Here is a 15,603-nt window from a genome sequence, read left to right on the forward strand (position 1 = left end):
ATCGAGACTCGTCAGCAATACCACATCCCGGGTAGACTTTGTTGGTTGTCAGATTTCTTTACCTGCAGGACTGTCAAGCGGAGTCGATGATGTCGGAGAAGCGCAACTACGGTCAGTTCTGTGGGCTGGCCGCGGCGCTGGACGTTGTCGGTGAACGGTGGACGCTGCTGATAATCCGGGAGCTCCTGGTCGGTCCGGCGCGGTTCAGCGAGATCGCCGACAACCTGCCCGGCATCGGGCCCAACCTGCTCACCGAGCGGCTGCGCTCGCTGACCGAGTCCGGAGTGATCGAGACCGCGCCGGTGCCGGGGGACGGGCGCGGCAGGCGGTATCTGCTGACCCCGTTCGGTGCCGCGTTGCTCCACCCGTTGCTGCACCTGGCCAGGTGGGGAATGCACTTGCTGACCGAGGACGACGCCGCGGCCGGCACAACTCGGTCGAGCTGGGGTTTCCTTGCTGTGCAAGCGATGATCGATCCGGACCAGGTGCCCACGGTGGACGAGAGCTACGAGTTCCGGGTTGACGACGAGGTGTTCCACCTGGAGGTACGGAACGGTACCGCCACCGCCAAGCGCGGTGCGGCCGAGGACCCGGTGCTGGTAGCCACCACCGATGCGTCGACCTTCGTGCGAATCGGCGCTCAGATGCTTGCCCCGTTCGACGCCGTGGTCGCCGGCGAGTTGAAGATCAACGGTGACTCGCGCGCGGTGCAACGATGTACCCGGCTGATCGGCCTGTCCAACACGCCGACTCCGATGCGCGAAACAGCCTGAGCGATCAGTAACTGAGGCTTCCGATCTGGCAGGAAGCGAGCAGCACTCCCCTGCCGAGGAAACCGCCCTGGCTCAGTAAGGTAATGAGCGTCGGACCTTGCGTTAGTTCCGTTCATTCCATGTCTGCCTGAGGACATTGACATCGGGATTCGGGACGGGGCCGGGTGGGACGATGGCCAAGTTCGCCGACCCCAATGGCACCTAACGGACGCTGTGCGGCGTGCAGCCAGTAGCCATCCGTCCTTTCACGACATGTTCGCCTGCGCGCCGCACAGGTGGCATCGGTGTTGCCGACCTGGTTCATCCGGACGGAGCGTTCCTTCCATACGGAGGTGTGTGCGCGACCGTAGCGGGCGGTCAGGCCGAGTTCTTCCTCGTTCTTGCTCGCTCCCTGCCGTGCAGCAGCAGGGCTGTCGCCGCACCCTCCGGCCAGCTCAGTAATCGCGGCAGCGTGGCCATGCCCGCACGCAGGGATACCGGCACCATGCCCATCCTGCGGGCCTGCGACACCGCGCCAGCGCCACTGGCCATCCCGGCTCCGCTCCACAGCGACCACTGTGCGGCGACCGTCGCGCAGCCCGGTAGCTGCGCCGCCTGCTCCAGGGTGGTTCTGCGTAGTAGCTCGTTCGCCAGCGCGTAGCAGCCGAGGCTGCGGTGGGCGTGCTCGGCGGTGATCGAACCGAAGGTGATCAGTGACCGCAGGTCAGCCGAGGGCACGGCCGCCAGCAGGTTGCGTAGGCCCGCCACCTTCACCCGCTGCGCGGCCAGTAGTTGATGGCTGGTGCAGCCTTCGACCGGTCCGCCGTACAGCACCCCGGCGCAGTGCAGCACGGCCCGCACCGGTGGAAGTATTCCCAGCGTCCCGCCCAGGGTGTCGACGCTCCGTTGCCGGTCGGTGAGGTCGAGCTGAAGCACCGTGACGCCGGTGCGGCTCGACCGCAGCCGGGTGAGATGCCGTGCCGCGGGCCCGGCCAGCTCGGTGGGGGCGAGCCGATCCACCAACACCGGATGCAGGCCGGTGCGGTGTGCCAGCACGCTCGCGGCCCGTAAGCCGAGGCCCCCGAGCCCTCCTGTCACCAGCACCGATCCGGGCACCCGCGGAGGTACCGGATCCGGAAGCCGGACCGGTTGCCACTGCGTCCTGGTGATCCGTCCGGTGTTGTCGATCTGGAACTCGTCGTTACCGTCCCGCTCGGCTCCGGCCAGTGTCACCGCGATCCGCACCGCCCGCGCGGAGGGGTTGCGGCAGAGCTCTATCGACCGGACGTCCAGCCGGGGATTCTCCACCGCGGCGGACCGCAACAGGCTCGCACCACCGGCCCCGAGGTGCACCAGTGCCAGCCTGCCACCGTCCCTCCTCGCGGCCGCGATGCCGTTCAGCAGGTGTGCGTTGTCCGTCCACCCGAACTCACCGCCGAGTAGAACGGCGGTGCCAGTGGTTCCGGCGGGCTCGCCTTCCGGAGTGAGCCGGGGCGGGGCCGAGCGGCTGGCGAACTCGCTCGCCGCCGGATGGCCAGGATGGCCGAGGAGTTGCCAGCAGCGCCGGACGAACCGGCCCGTCGGCACCGGCTGCCTGACCGCGGCGAGTACCGTGATGCCGTCAACCCCCGAGCTGGCAACCATTATCTGCGTAGCGCGGTGAGCAGGGTCGGGATGGCCTCGGCCTGGAAGTCGACGTCCACATCGAGCTCGTTGATCATCCCCTCCAGGACGAGCAGGGATACCAGCGGGAAGACGAACTCGGGTGCTGCCGCGATGCCGGAGCGACGTTGCAGGTCGAACAGCTTGGTGGCGAACGGAGCGAGCCGGAACTGGCCGGCCGTGCGGCGATGCGCGGATGCGACCAGATCGCGGATACCGGCGCGGAAGGAGTCCAGATCGGCTCCCGGCGGTACGTGCTCACTACTGCGCAACACCACCTCGGCGCATTCCTTGCCCCGGCCCATGGACATGTTCAGGAAGAACTCGGCGAACAGCCGCTTGACGTGCGACTCCAGCGGTACCACGAAGCCCGCGTCCAGCAGCACCACCTCGGCACTCCTTGTCAGGTAGAGGTTCCCCGGGTGCATGTCACAGTGCACGAGCCCGTCGAGGAACAGCATCTGGTAAACGCCGTGCAGTACCCTGCGGATGAGTTCCCTTCGTTCCTCCCTGGTCATTTCCCCTGGACCGAACCGGCCCAGCCCCGGTACGTATTCCATCACCAGCACGCCATCGCCGCTGACCTCGCGCAGCGGTTCGGGAATCCGGAAGTAACGCAAACCCGTCAGGTTGCCGCGCAGCGCGGCCAGCGCCGTTGCTTCGGCCGCGAGGTCCAGCTGCCGCAGCACGGCGAACCCGAGCTGGGTCACCATGCGCCGGGCGGGGACCTTGCGCATGCCCGGCATCCACTCCATCATCCGCGCGCCCGCGGCGAGAAGGGCGAAATCGGCGCGCATCCGCTCACTGATGCCCGGACGCCGCACCTTCACCGCGACCTGGCGACCGTCGTGCAACCGGGCGCGGTACACGCATGCGATACTGCCGCTGGCCACGGGGGTCCAATCGAATTCGGCGAACGGTAAGGCATTCGCCGTCCGGTACGCTCGCCGTACCGCGCCCTCGGCTTCCTCGTGGCGCATCGCCGGCACCCGGTCGTACAGCTGGGCGAGGGTGTCGCATACCTCCGGTGCCAGCAGATCGCGACGAGTGCTGAGCAACTGGCCGCCCTTGACGAAGGTCGGTCCGAGATCCACCAGCATTCTGGCCAGCCGTCCCCGACCGTTGTTCTCCGGGTCGGGGAATCGCGTGCCGGCTCCCCGCAGCGCTGCGAGCCCGCCCGCGCAACCGTGCCGGATCGCCGTCATGGTCCAGACACCCAGCCGGCCGGCCAGCGTTGCCCACCCGGGGTTGGAAGGTTCGCCGACGTACAGCATTCCCACAGTGGCCCCCAGCCTGACGACGTCGCGGAATCGCTTATCCGATATTGGCCCGTGGCAACGGTTTTGATCCACCGCCGTCCGAGTGACTCGGACAAGTCAATATAGATCAGTTAAGTAAACGGCCCGCAAGGCAAGCTGCGAGAAGGAGCGGTAAGGCAATCGCCATATCTTGTTGATACCGATCTACGCAGACGGGAAGGAAGCCGCGATGGCTATCGACCTTTGCAACAAATCGCCGGACTCGCTCGCGGAACGCGAGCCTGGCTCATGGGCCGACGTTGTCCCGTCGGAGCCGGCTCTGCTGGAGGATCTCGGCACCGAACAGCGTGAAGCACTCAATTTCGCGTACCGGACCACTCTGAGCAATGTGGACCCCCGCTTCGTCGCGGGTGACCCCGCGGCGTGGGCGAGTGACTTCGGCTACGCACTCGACCGGGTAGCCATCCGGCTGGACAACCGGAGCAACGACGAACTGCGCGAGCAGGCGTTGCGGCACCCGGACCCGGTCATGCGTGAGCAGGCGCTTTTCGAGTATGCCGACCGTGACCACGGGGACGCGATCGAGCTCCTCGAGGAGGCGGTCCGTTCGGACAGGGATCGCGAGGTGCGCTGGGACGCGCTGTGGGCGATCGAGAAGCTGGGCGGCGCGCGGGCGGTCAACACCCTGCAGAAGTTCCTGAACGACTCCGATCCGGAAATCGCCGAGTGGGCAAAGCTGTTCATCAGCGAGCTGCAGTCCGGTGACCCAGCCTTCGACGGCAGGGCCGGTCTCTACACGCCGGGCCGCACCTTCGACGAGACCATCTACCTGCTGATCCACTGCGATCTGTACGTGCGCCTTGACGACACGAACACGCACTGGGGCAAGATCTCGCTCGCTCCGCAGGGTCTGGCGCGGATCTACGGGCAGGCGCACGCCTGCCCGAACGTGGCGACGAGGGAGCGGCAACTCGTGATCGCCAAGACGATCTCCGGCTTGCACAAGGATGGCTCGCCGCACTGCGACAACTACCTGTTCCGTGGTTTCACCGACCGTACCCGCCGGGACCGTGGCAACTTCTTCTTCGAATCGCTGGTGCCGCGGACCTTCTTCAAGTCCGGCAGGGCCGACGACCCGAGCGCGGGTGTACGTCAGGCCAACATCGGCTTCGCCCGGTACGGGACGTGGCACCTGGAGCCGAAGTTCCAGGTGCGCGAGGAGGCCGCCATCCGGTACGTGCGCGGTCGCTTCCAGGGCTGGGGCTACGTCAACCTGGCCCGGATCGCTGGACGGCCGCTGGAGGAGGTGCTGACCCCTGGTAACGGTGTGCTCTCTACGCTGCACGATCCTGAAGTCGGCCCGATGACCAACGCGTTCATCCTGGGCACCTTCAAGGGCAAGCTGAACGACTGGGACGGCGACGGGGCCATCGACCTCAACTCGCGCGACGTTTACTCCACAGTAGACGGGGAGATCGACTCTGACCAGGACGGCGTCGCCGATCACCCCGGCCAGACCTGCTGTGACTACACGAGCCAGCTCCCGTAACTCGACGACACTCGGGCAAGAAAGGGAACCATGTCTACTCCAATGAAGCAGCCGTCCGTGGTCTACGGTCGTCCGGTCACGACCGAGGGTGTGCCGAACGTCTACGCGGGCGCCACCGTCGTACCGTGGACAGCGCCCGACCCTGGCATCGACAACCTCGGTATCAACTCGATCGACACCTTCGCCGTTCCCGGCGTCGGTGAGTACACGGTTGCCTTTGACGGCTATGTGCGGGTGGTGCGTTCCGAGCCGACCTCCCGCGAATGGTCCAAGGCCGAAGTCTATACCAACCTGATCGAGATGAAGATGGTCGGTGAGTGCGAGGAGCTCGGTAGGATCACCGTCACGCTCAACTCGGACTGCCTCTCCACCGGCCAGATCCGGACACCCTTCGACCCGTACGCGGGCGAAGGGCCCTCCGCGAAGGCGTGCCGGATGGCCGTCGGTGCGATCTTCGACATGCCGAAGTTGGGCATGAAGCTTGTGAACAAGGAGCCGATCATCCTGACGATCGATGACGTACGGCAGATCCCGCCGGCCGGTGCGCCAGGCAAGGGGCAGATCTACCGGATGCTGCCTCTGCACGACATCAACAACCTGGACGACGAGCCGGTCGCCTACGTGACGAGCCTGCGGTTCAACATGGGCGGCTACCTCACCCCCGAGGAGCTCGCCGCCAAGTAGCCTGGTTCTGCTTCGGCATTCAGCACGTGTTCGGAGAACGCGCGTCACGATCGGCTCGGCGGGGCTCCGACTCGAGTGCCGCTTCACTGCGCGTTATCCACTCCCGGCAGGCAGCCGGGTTCGTTCTCGAACACGCCCCAGCACGGAGGATGGGTGGTCCACGTCCTGGACCACCCATCCTCCTTCCAGTTCTTCCGTACCAGGTGAAGGAGCGCGCGGTGACCGAGGCGGCACGAATCGGTGAACTCCGGACCCCGCCGATGGTCAGAGGGCTTCCGTTGCTCGGCAGCTTTCTGGAATGGCGAAGGGACCACCTCGGCGTCTTCCTGCGCGCCTACCAGCGACACGGACCGGTTTTCGGCATCCGGCTCGGCCCGCAGAAGGGTGTCGTGCTGGTCGGCCCGAAGTATCACGAGTTCTACTTCCGGGAAGTAGATCGCACGCTGTCCGTGCCCGAACTCTACCGGTTCGTGGTTCCGATGTTCGGCGACGTGATGATGGCGGCCACAGACACCGACCGCAGGCGCCGCCACGTCGCGCTGCTGCAGTCGGCCTTTCAGGGTGGAAGGCTGGCCGGCTACACCGAGGTGATGGCCGAGGAAGTGGATGTGTGGTTGGCCGGGCTCGGCGATTCCGGGGAGTTCGAGCTGTGGGATACGTTCGAGCCGCTGGTGATGCGGATCGCAGCCGCGGCATTGATGGGGCCGGAGATTCGCGCCAAGGTGGAACAGTTCCGCCCGCTTCTGGTGGACCTGGCGCGGGGGATGGAATTCATCCTGCCGCCCAACCTACCCTTACCGAAGTTCTACCGCAGGGATCGGGCGCGCAGGCTGCTCACCGAGATGCTGCGTCCGGTCCTGGCGCGGCGGCGTAGGCATCCCGACCGGTACGACGACTTCCTGCAGACCCTGGTCGACGACGCGGAGCTGCGTGCCGAGGGCGACGACGTCCAGGTGGGCATGGCCCTGTGCACGATCTTCACCGGGTACATCACCACCGCTGCGCAGGCCTGCTGGACCCTGGTGCAACTGCTGCGGCACCCTGACTACCTGCGATCCGTTGTGGACGAGCTCGATGCCGGAACCACTGCCTGCCCGCGCGCGGGCGTCCGGCCCGCGCCACGCCTGGACTGGGCGACCAAGGAGTCGGTTCGGCTGAATCCGGTGATGAGTCATTACGCGCGAACAACGGCGAAGGAGTACGTGGTCGACGGCTACCGAATCCCGCGCGGCTGGCTGACCATGCTGTGTCCCGGGGTGGCGCACCGGCTTCCCGAAGTGTTCACCGATCCTGACCGCTACGACCCGGAGCGGTTCTCCCCGCAGCGCGCCGAGGACAAACGCAACCCGAACGCGCTGATCGGTTTCAGCGGCGGTTTCTACCGATGCCCCGGGCAGGCGTTCGGCACCAGCGAGATCGGCATTCTGCTGGCCGGCCTGATCACCCGGTACGAGCTTACCCCGCTGCCCGAGGACGTCCCCGCCGACTTCGACCTCGGTGTCACCAAACCCAAGTCACCCCTGCGAATCCGCTACCGTCGCCGCTAGCTACCACGCGCGTTCGTTCGATTGAGGAACGGGCTCCGCGCGGCCAACGAGTGTTCCTGACCGGCAGGCTCGCGTGCAGGAGAGCAACACGGCCGCGGACGTGTTGGCCGCTCGTTCCGGAACCGCAAGTCCGGAGAAGTACCGGAACCCACGCGAGCTCTACATTTCTGGTACCGAATCACCGGCGAAAGGGTGGCAGAGATGCCGGTCGGAGACATGAACTTCGCCGGAATTCCGGCGGTACCGGAATTCGATCTCAGGGCCGAGTCCGAGGAATTCTCCCCGCTTGGTGGAGTCGCCTACCCGGTCGCCCAGGACCGCTGGGAGCGACTGGTCACGATGGCCCCGATCCCGGCTCCCGCTGAGCGGGTATGGGCGGCGCTCACCGGTCCGGAACACGTCAAGGAGTGGCTTGCCGCCTGCCGTGGTCAGTGGGCCGAGCGCGGCCGAGAGGCCACATTGGACTTCGAAGATGGCGAGTTCTTCTACTGCTTCACCAAAAAGTCCGCCCCGCCGACCACCGGTAGGCCGGGGACGCTGAGTTACCTGTGGCGCTGGGTCGGCGTCGGTCCGGCCAGTGCGGTGACCTGGACGCTTACCCCGCAGGGTGGGCAGACCGTGGTCACCGTGGTGGAGGAGGCGACTAATCCACCGTCGGACTGGCGATCATGGAACGGTATGGGCTGGCCCGGCATTCTTGACCAACTCGCCGGGTACCTGCGCACCGGCATCAACACCCGGTGGCCGTGGCGACGGATGGGCCCCTACCTGCAGATCCCGCTGCCGGTCATGCCTTTCCCCGCCTGGGAGGCGTTGACCAGCCCCGGCGCCGTCCAGTACTGGCTCCAGCGCACCACCGGTTCGCTGGCCGTCGACGACACGATGACCCTGATGATGGGCGACGCGAGTGGGGCCATCCAGCTGCGCGTCACCAAGGCGGTAGATGCCGCGCAGGAGTTTCCCTCCTACCTGCCCTACCTCGAGTTCGAGCTGCGCCGCCCCAGCTGGACGCAGTCACTCGGCGGCCGGATGTGGATCGAGCCGGCAGGGCTGAACGCGAGCCTGCTCCAGGTTTTCCACTACGACTGGGAACGCCTGGACATCCAGGATCCGATCAGCGAGCGCAAACTACTGACTGAATTCTGGCGCAACGCCGCAGGGCGAGCGCAGCTGCTGTTCCGGGAACAGGCGCTCCCAGCCGGACCGCACGGTTGGTCGATGGGCGGTGGCGCCCCGGAGACCAACGGGCAATCCCCGGGATCCGATGTGGACATGGGCGCGGTGATGAGTTTCGCCGGGAAGGCGATGGACGACCTCGCCGGTGCCATGTCGAGCATGCTCGCGGTGCTCGGCGTACGGCTCGGTCTTTTCGGCGCGCTGGCGGCCGGACCGGCCGGCGCGGACGAGCTCGCCGAGCGGGCCGGGCTCGCGCCGAGGTACGTCCAGGAGTGGCTATGGGGTATGCACAGCGCGGGCTACCTACGCTTCGACGGGACCACCGACCGGTTCACCCTGCCTGCCGAACACGCCGCGGTGGTTGCCTCCCCGACATCGCCGTTCTCACTCGCTGCGGGATACGAGCTCGTCCCACCGATGGCCGCGATGCTGGACGAGGTGGCCGAGGCGTTCCGCACCGGGCAGGGCATCGGGCACGAGCGGTACCCGGATTCCATCTACGCCGCGATGGAGCGGATGAGCGCCACCTGGCTGGACGGCGCGCTGGTCGAGCAGTGGCTGCCTGCGGTCGACGGGCTGGTGACAAAGCTCGAGCGCGGTGCGCGTGTGGTCGATGTCGGCAGCGGTGGCGGGCGCGCGATGATCACGCTGGCCCGCCGTTTCCCCTCCTCCCGGTTCGACGGCTACGACCTTCACGCGCCGAACGTGGAACGGGCGCGGGCGGCGGCGGAGGAGGCCGGGGTCGGCGAGCGGGTGCACTTCCACGACGCCGACGCCACCGGTTCCGTGTCCGGCCCGCTCGATCTGGCAACGCTCTTCGACGTCCTGCACGACGCACCCGATCCCGAGGCACTGCTGGCGGCGGTGCACTCGGCGCTGGCCCCGGACGGCGTGGTGCTGGTCCTGGAGAGCGCGTCCGCCGATGCGGCCAGCGACAACACCGGAGCCGCGGGCGCGATCCTGTACGGCACCAGCACCCTGTACTGCGTGCCGACCGCGCTCGCCGACGGCGGCCCCGCGCTCGGGACCCTCGGCCTCCCGCACACCGAGCTGACTGCCCTGGCGGAGGCTGCCGGTTTCGGCGCGGTGGGCGAGCTGCCGGTCCAGAGCCCGATGAACGCGTTGTACGTGCTCCGCAAGTAACCACCCCGAGGGGAACCATCGTGAACGCAGTCAGCACCGTGGACCACCCGCGCTCGGTCGCCGGGTGGCGGCTCATCCTCCGATTCCTCGCCATCTCCGGTGTCGCGCTGCTCGGCGTGCTGTGCGCGGTACCGGTACTGCTGTTCGGACTGCTCACCGGCGGCCCGAAACGAGCACGGCGGCTCGGGTCACGCCTGCTGGTGTGGATCCTGCAGCTGCTCGGCCCGACCTTCGTGAAGTTCGGGCAACTGGCCAGCACTCGCAAGGACACCATGCCCCCGCTGCTGTGCGAGGAGCTGAGCAACCTGCACGACGCGGTGCGGCCGATGTCCAAGCGTCAGCGCCGGCGGGCGCTGCGCACGGCCAACATCGCCGAGCTGACCCAGGTTGACGCGAAACCGGTGGCGAGCGGCAGTATCGCCTGCGTGTACCGGGGCAGGCTGGCGGACGGCCGGGTGGTGGCGGTGAAGCTGAAGCGGCCGAGCGTCGACGACCGGATGCGCGCCGATCTCACTCTGGTAGAGGGCATGGTGCGGCTGGCGCAGCGGATGCCGAAACTGCGTGGCATGCCGCTCGCGGATCTGGTCGGCTACATGAGCAGGGCGATCCTCGGGCAGCTGGACTTCGGCCGGGAGGCCCGCAACATCCGCAAGCTTCGGGACAGCCTCTCGGTCGTGCCGCAGATCCACGTTCCCGCGGTTTATCCGGAACTGTCCACGGAGAACTGCTTGCTTTTCGAGTACCTTCCCGAGTTGAACGCGAACACCCCGGAGACCCTTCCGGCGGAAACCCGGGCCAAACTGGCTGGGCGCGCGTTGCAGGCGGCCAGCCGGATGATGTTCGTCGATGGGTTCGTACACTGCGACCTGCACCCAGGGAACCTGTACCTGACGCCGGACGAGCGGGTGGTCATCCTGGACGCCGGCTATTGCGTGCAGCTTCCACCGCGGGTACGGGACCTGATCGGCGAGTTCTTCTTCGCACTGCAGGCCGGCAACGGCCGGCGCTGCGGCGAGATCGTGCTGGAGAGTGCGGTGGATCCCGACCGGGCCGACCGGGGCCGGTTCGTGGCTGAGATGGCCGAGGTCGTCGGTGAGCTCGCCGGTCCTGGCAACCGGTTCGACATGGCGGTCTTCGGCGACGCGGTATTCACCCTCCAGCAGAAGCACGGCATCTACGCGGCCTCGGATTTCGCCTTCCCGTTGATGTCGCTGAACGTGCTGGACGGCACAGTGCGCAGGCTCTCGTCTGATGTGGACTTCCAGCGCGTCGGGACTCCCACCGGGCAATGATCTCCAGGGTTGCCAGCGTCGCAGTGTACGTGCGAGACCAGCACAGCGCGCTGGACTTCTACACCAGGGTGCTCGGTTTCGAGGTGGTCTCGGTCGAGGGCGGCCGGGCCGAACTGGAGCCCGCGGGCGGCTCGACCAGCATCGTCCTTCTCACGGGGGAACGTGCGGACAGCTGGCCGGGCGCGGTGTACTCCTGCGCCGACATCGTGGCCACCTACGAGTCGCTGCGGGCGAGCGGCGTCCAGTTCGCTGAGCCGCCCACTCGCCACCGCGGCGGGGTGATGACCACCTTCACCGACGTGGACGGCAACGCTTTCGTGCTGAGCGAGACCGGTACGCGGCAGCGCGTCACGCGGCCACTGGACGGCGGGTACGCGCTGGCTGTGGTGCGCTTCGGGCGGGAGCTGATCGATCGGGACTTCCACCGGGACATCCGGATCGCCATGATCGCCAGCGACGCCGGGCTGTCCCCGTTCCAGTTCATCCGGCTGTTCAAGAGGACCTACGGCGAGACCCCGGGGCAGTACCTCAAGCGCGCCCGGATGGAACGGGCGCAGTGCCTGCTGCGGTACAGCCGGATCGCCGTCGCGCAGATCGGCCACCGGGTCGGCTACCGGAGCCCCGGCACGTTCAGCGACCGTTTCCGCAAGCTGGTCGGGCTCTCTCCATCGGAGTACCGCAGGAAGTACTACGTGGAGCTGTCCGGATCCTGGGCTCCGTGGTACTTCGCGGCCATGTGGGCGAGGCGCTCGGCGCTGAGCGAACCGTCCGCTACGAGTTCGCCTCGTAGCAGCGACACAACAGGTCGGTGACCTCGCCGTCGACCTCATCCACCGAGCTCAGCGCGATTCGCACGGTGCCTTTCGGCAGGCTCTTGGCGGCCAGCAGCCTGCCGCCCGGCCTGGCGTCCGGCAGGTTCAGCCCGACGTCCACCCTGCTCTTCGTGCTGGCCTTGACGATGGCGAAGGTCCGCTTCGGCGACACCAGGGAGATGTAGGTCTTGCGGGCCTGCACGGTGACGTCACCGACGGACAGCGCGGCGTCCAGCACCGCATCGCAGATCGGCCGCAACTCGGGGCGGTCGGTGTACTGCTCGTCGATCAGCTCCTGCGGCTTGGTGAGCATGAACTCCGGGTAGCCGTATCGCTCGTAGACCAGCAGGTCCTGGGAATAGCCGCCGACACCCTGCTCGGCCAGCCAGGAACGCAGCCCGGGCTCGCTCGCCGGGTTGGCTTCGCGGACTCGCTCGTTCCACTCGGTGAGGTCGGCGCCGGTGCGTTCGCGCAGGCGCTCGGCGGCCTTCTCCATCATCGATTCCCAGCCGACCACTTTCCTGTCATCGCTTTGAGTCATACGTGTTATACCCTCCGCAATCGGTGTCCGTGAAGTTACTGAACGGTGGTACCCGTACACACGCATCCCGCAGATATCGCGCGGTCACGCTGCCCGGTGTGGCAACGATCTCCTCGGGAGTCCCGGTTGCGACCAACCGCCCGCCGCTGCTGCCGCCGCCGTGGCCCAACTCGATCACCCGATCCGCGCTCGCCGTGACGACCACGTCGTGCTCGACCACCACTACGGTGTCGCCCTTGTCCACCAGCCCGTGCAGCACACCAAGCAGCCTGCGCACGTCCTCAGGGTGCAGCCCGGTGGTGGGCTCGTCCAGCACGTACAGCGTATGGCCGTTCACCTTGCCGGACAGTTCGGCAGCCAGCTTCACTCGCTGCGCCTCACCACCCGAAAGCGACCGCGCGGGCTGGCCCAGCCGCAGGTAGCCGAGCCCTACCTCAGTCAGCGCGCGCAGCGGGCGGGCCACCGCCGCGGTGTCGCCGAACACGTCGAGCGCGGCGTGTACCGGCAGGTCCAGCACATCGGCGATGGTGAGGTCGCGGTAGGTGACCCGCAGGGTGGCTGCCTGGTACCTGGTGCCGTCGCAGGCGTCGCACACGACCTCGATGTCCGGCAGGAACCGCATGTCGATGCCGACCACACCATCACCCGCGCAGGTCTCGCAGCGCCCGCCCGCGGTGTTGAAGGAAAAATGGCCTGGCCGCAAGCCAAGTTCCCGCGCCAGCTCGGTGCGCGCGAACAGGGTGCGGATCGGGTCGAAGGCCCCGGTGTAGGTGGCCGGATTGGACCGTGGAGTGCGGCCGATGGCCGACTGGTCGACGCGCACCACTCGGCTCACCAGTTCGGTGCCGTCCACCCGCCGGTGCTCACCGGGGACCACCGGCTCGTCCTGCACGGCCCTGGCCACCGCTCGGTACAGCACCGTATCGACCAGTGTGGATTTACCTGAGCCGGAAACGCCGGTGACCACGGTGAAGCAGCCGAGTGGAAACTCCAGGTCCAGGTCGCGCAGGTTGTGCTCGGATGCCCCGCACACGGTCAGCACCCTGTCCGGCTCCGGGCTCCTGCGATACGGCCGCGGCGGGACCCGCAGCCGCCCGGAAAGGTGCCCGCCCGTGAGTGACTCCTCGTTGCCGAGCAGCTCCGGCAGCGGGCCGCTGTGCAGCAGCCTGCCGCCCGCCTCACCCGCACCGGGGCCGAGGTCGACCACCCAGTCGGCCGCGCGCACCACCTGCTGGTCGTGCTCCACGACCAGCACGCTGTTCCCCTGGTCGCGCAGGGTGCGCAGGCTTCCCAGCAGCCGGTCGACATCGGCGGGGTGCAACCCGCTGGTCGGCTCGTCCAGTACGTACAGCAGGCCGAACAGCCCGGTGCCGAGTTGCTGGGCCAGCCGCAGCCGCCGGGCCTCCCCTCCGGAAAGCGACGGGGTGCCGCGGTCCAGGGTCAGGTGGTCGAGACCAACCTCGATCAGGTGTTCCAGCCGGATCGACACATCCCGCATCACCTGCTCGGCCACTGCCCTGCGGTCGGCTTCCAGTTCGAGGCCGCTGAGAAAGTCCAGCAGCTCGGCGACCGGGCGCGTGCACAGCTCACCGATCGCGGTGTCCGGTCGGTCGGGGACGAGACGCACCGACCGCTGTGCCGCGTTCAGTCTGCTACCGGCGCACGCCGGGCACCGCACGGTGCGGAGGTAGCCCCCAGCTCGATCCCGGCCGCCATCGGCCTGCCGGCGCAACCAGGGGACGAGCCCGTGGAATACCTGGTCACGCCTACGGGGCCCGGTGGTCGCGCCACTCAACGGGGCCACCGGCTCGCTGGTGCCCTCCAGCAGCGTGTGCTGTACCTGCCTGGGCAGTGCCTGCCATGGCACGTCCACGTCGGCGCCGAGGTGGCGGGCCATCGCCATGGCCAGCGCGTGCTGCGGCTCGGCGGACGGCCCGCGCCACGGGGCCAGCGCGCCCTGGGCCAGGGACAGCTCAGGCCGAGGGACGAGCAGGTCGCGGGCCACCTCCCGACAGGTGCCCAGCCCCTGGCAGTCAGGGCAGGCACCGTGCGGCAGGTTGAAGGAGAACGCGCGAGGGCTCAGTTCCGGCACCGGCGCGCCGGGAGCGGCGTAGCCCACCCTGGCATAGAGAACCCTGAGCAGGTCGTAGATGTCGGTGGCGGTGCCCACGGTCGAGCGCGGGTTGCTTCCGGCGCCGCGCTGGTCCAGCGCCACGGCCGAGCAGAGGCCCTCGATCGCGTCCAGATCGGGCTTGTCCAGCTCGCCGAGCAGTTGCCGGGTGAAGGCGGACATCGAGTGGAGCTGCCGCCGGCGGCATTCGGCGTAGATGGTGTCGAAGGCCAGTGTTGACTTGCCGGAACCGGACAGTCCGGTGAACACCACCAGGCTGCGGTGCGGTAGCCGTACTACGAGTTCGGCCAGGTTGTGCTCGCGCGCCCCACGGACGATCAGCCAGTCCGGCAGTGGCCGGCCGGCAGCGGGTGAGTCGGGGTGGCAGCCAGCTGTCTCGGTTTCCACCGCGTCGGTTCGCCCTCCTGCGAGCTGCGTACAGTCCTACCCGGCATTCGATTGAGCGCGCGACCTCCGGCCGGTAACGCGCCACGGATCAGCTCGTCCACGCACCCTAGTTCAATTCAACAGGTCCTACGCCAGAATAGCCGTGAGCAGCTTGTCCGGCACCGCTCCGAGCTGATTCAGGAAGTGTAGTTCGTCCATGATGTTGCGGTGCTCGACGATCTTCCCATCGACGATCCGCACCTGTCCCATGACCTGAACCTTGACCTTCCGCCCGGTCGCCGGGATTCCCTGGAAATCTTCCCGGTGGGTGCAGGTCGCCGTCATTCTGGCGAAGAGGTCCTCGCCGTCCACGGCCAACTGCTCGATGTGGAAATGGAGGTCGGGAAATGCCCTGCGGAACCCGCCCATCAGCTCGGCCACCTCATCGCGCCCGTAGGTGCCGAAACGTCCGTAGTGCACCATGTCGGGTGACCACACGGCGAGTATCCGTTCCTGGTTGCCGGCATTCATCGCATCCACGAAGTCCCGGAAGAACTTCTTGGTCTCCTCAGGCGACATCCACGCACACCTTTCTTGGGTTCAGGTGCAGGCTACTCGAAAGGCCTGGTTCCGGACTTCTTCGATATTGCTTTGAATGATGCGCTCCGCAATTTGAGAGAAGGTCTGTT

Annotated in this window: 12 protein-coding genes; 7 read left to right on the top strand and 5 right to left on the bottom strand. The window is 67.5% G+C overall.

All coding sequences use genetic code 11. The features are described 5' to 3' along the window. Positions 1 to 86 precede the first annotated feature (86 nt). Complete coding sequence (locus FHU38_RS16805; protein ID WP_243852280.1) at positions 87 to 773, top strand: winged helix-turn-helix transcriptional regulator; 687 nt, start codon at positions 87 to 89, stop codon at positions 771 to 773. Positions 774 to 1,130: 357 nt separating this feature from the next. Here FHU38_RS16805 and FHU38_RS16810 read toward each other — a convergent pair whose 3' ends face one another. Next, complete coding sequence (locus FHU38_RS16810; protein ID WP_167172551.1) at positions 1,131 to 2,396, bottom strand: KR domain-containing protein; 1,266 nt, start codon at positions 2,394 to 2,396, stop codon at positions 1,131 to 1,133. Beyond that, complete coding sequence (locus FHU38_RS16815) at positions 2,396 to 3,619, bottom strand: ABC1 kinase family protein (protein ID WP_167172553.1); 1,224 nt, start codon at positions 3,617 to 3,619, stop codon at positions 2,396 to 2,398. Before FHU38_RS16815 ends, FHU38_RS16810 begins: the two co-directional genes overlap by 1 nt. 283 nt (positions 3,620 to 3,902) lie before the next feature. On the opposite strand from FHU38_RS16815, the gene FHU38_RS16820 reads away from it, so the two are divergent. The 6 genes from FHU38_RS16820 (at position 3,903) to FHU38_RS16845 (ending at position 11,876) form a co-directional block, all read left to right on the top strand. Continuing rightward, a complete protein-coding gene (locus tag FHU38_RS16820; RefSeq protein WP_167172555.1) occupies positions 3,903 to 5,222 on the top strand; it encodes a HEAT repeat domain-containing protein in 1,320 nt (439 codons plus the stop codon). Between the two features lie 30 nt (positions 5,223 to 5,252). Next, the gene (locus FHU38_RS16825; RefSeq protein WP_208415713.1) at positions 5,253 to 5,906 is read left to right on the top strand and encodes a DUF6073 family protein; all 654 of its coding nucleotides are present in this window, start codon (positions 5,253 to 5,255) and stop codon (positions 5,904 to 5,906) included. A 218-nt stretch (positions 5,907 to 6,124) separates the two neighbouring features. Continuing rightward, on the top strand, positions 6,125 to 7,453 hold the full coding sequence (locus FHU38_RS16830) for a cytochrome P450 (RefSeq protein WP_167172557.1): 1,329 nt from the start codon (positions 6,125 to 6,127) through the stop codon (positions 7,451 to 7,453). A gap of 201 nt (positions 7,454 to 7,654) precedes the next feature. Continuing rightward, on the top strand, positions 7,655 to 9,772 hold the full coding sequence (locus FHU38_RS16835; protein ID WP_167172559.1) for an SRPBCC domain-containing protein: 2,118 nt from the start codon (positions 7,655 to 7,657) through the stop codon (positions 9,770 to 9,772). Positions 9,773 to 9,792: 20 nt separating this feature from the next. Then, the gene (locus tag FHU38_RS16840) at positions 9,793 to 11,064 is read left to right on the top strand and encodes an ABC1 kinase family protein (protein ID WP_167172561.1); all 1,272 of its coding nucleotides are present in this window, start codon (positions 9,793 to 9,795) and stop codon (positions 11,062 to 11,064) included. Then, positions 11,061 to 11,876: an AraC family transcriptional regulator gene (locus FHU38_RS16845; RefSeq protein ID WP_167172563.1), complete on the top strand. Its 816-nt coding sequence runs from the start codon at positions 11,061 to 11,063 to the stop codon at positions 11,874 to 11,876. The genes FHU38_RS16840 and FHU38_RS16845 overlap by 4 nt, the downstream gene beginning before the upstream one ends. On the opposite strand, the gene FHU38_RS16850 is transcribed toward FHU38_RS16845, so the two are convergent. The 3 genes from FHU38_RS16850 to FHU38_RS16860 all read right to left on the bottom strand — a co-directional run bounded on the left by FHU38_RS16850 (position 11,836) and on the right by FHU38_RS16860 (position 15,493). Further along, positions 11,836 to 12,417, bottom strand: coding sequence for a DUF5655 domain-containing protein (locus tag FHU38_RS16850; protein ID WP_167172565.1), 582 nt, complete (start codon positions 12,415 to 12,417; stop codon positions 11,836 to 11,838). The two genes, FHU38_RS16845 and FHU38_RS16850, sit on opposite strands and share 41 nt — an antisense overlap. After that, positions 12,401 to 14,935 (bottom strand): excinuclease ABC subunit UvrA, encoded by a 2,535-nt coding sequence (uvrA, locus tag FHU38_RS16855; RefSeq protein WP_313886807.1) that lies wholly within the window; start codon positions 14,933 to 14,935, stop codon positions 12,401 to 12,403. Before uvrA ends, FHU38_RS16850 begins: the two co-directional genes overlap by 17 nt. A gap of 126 nt (positions 14,936 to 15,061) precedes the next feature. Continuing rightward, the gene (locus FHU38_RS16860) at positions 15,062 to 15,493 is read right to left on the bottom strand and encodes an ester cyclase (protein ID WP_167172567.1); all 432 of its coding nucleotides are present in this window, start codon (positions 15,491 to 15,493) and stop codon (positions 15,062 to 15,064) included. Positions 15,494 to 15,603: the final 110 nt, after the last annotated feature.

Origin of the sequence: Saccharomonospora amisosensis, from assembly GCF_011761185.1 — a bacterium.
GTDB classification, from domain to species: Bacteria; Actinomycetota; Actinomycetes; order Mycobacteriales; family Pseudonocardiaceae; genus Saccharomonospora_A; species Saccharomonospora_A amisosensis.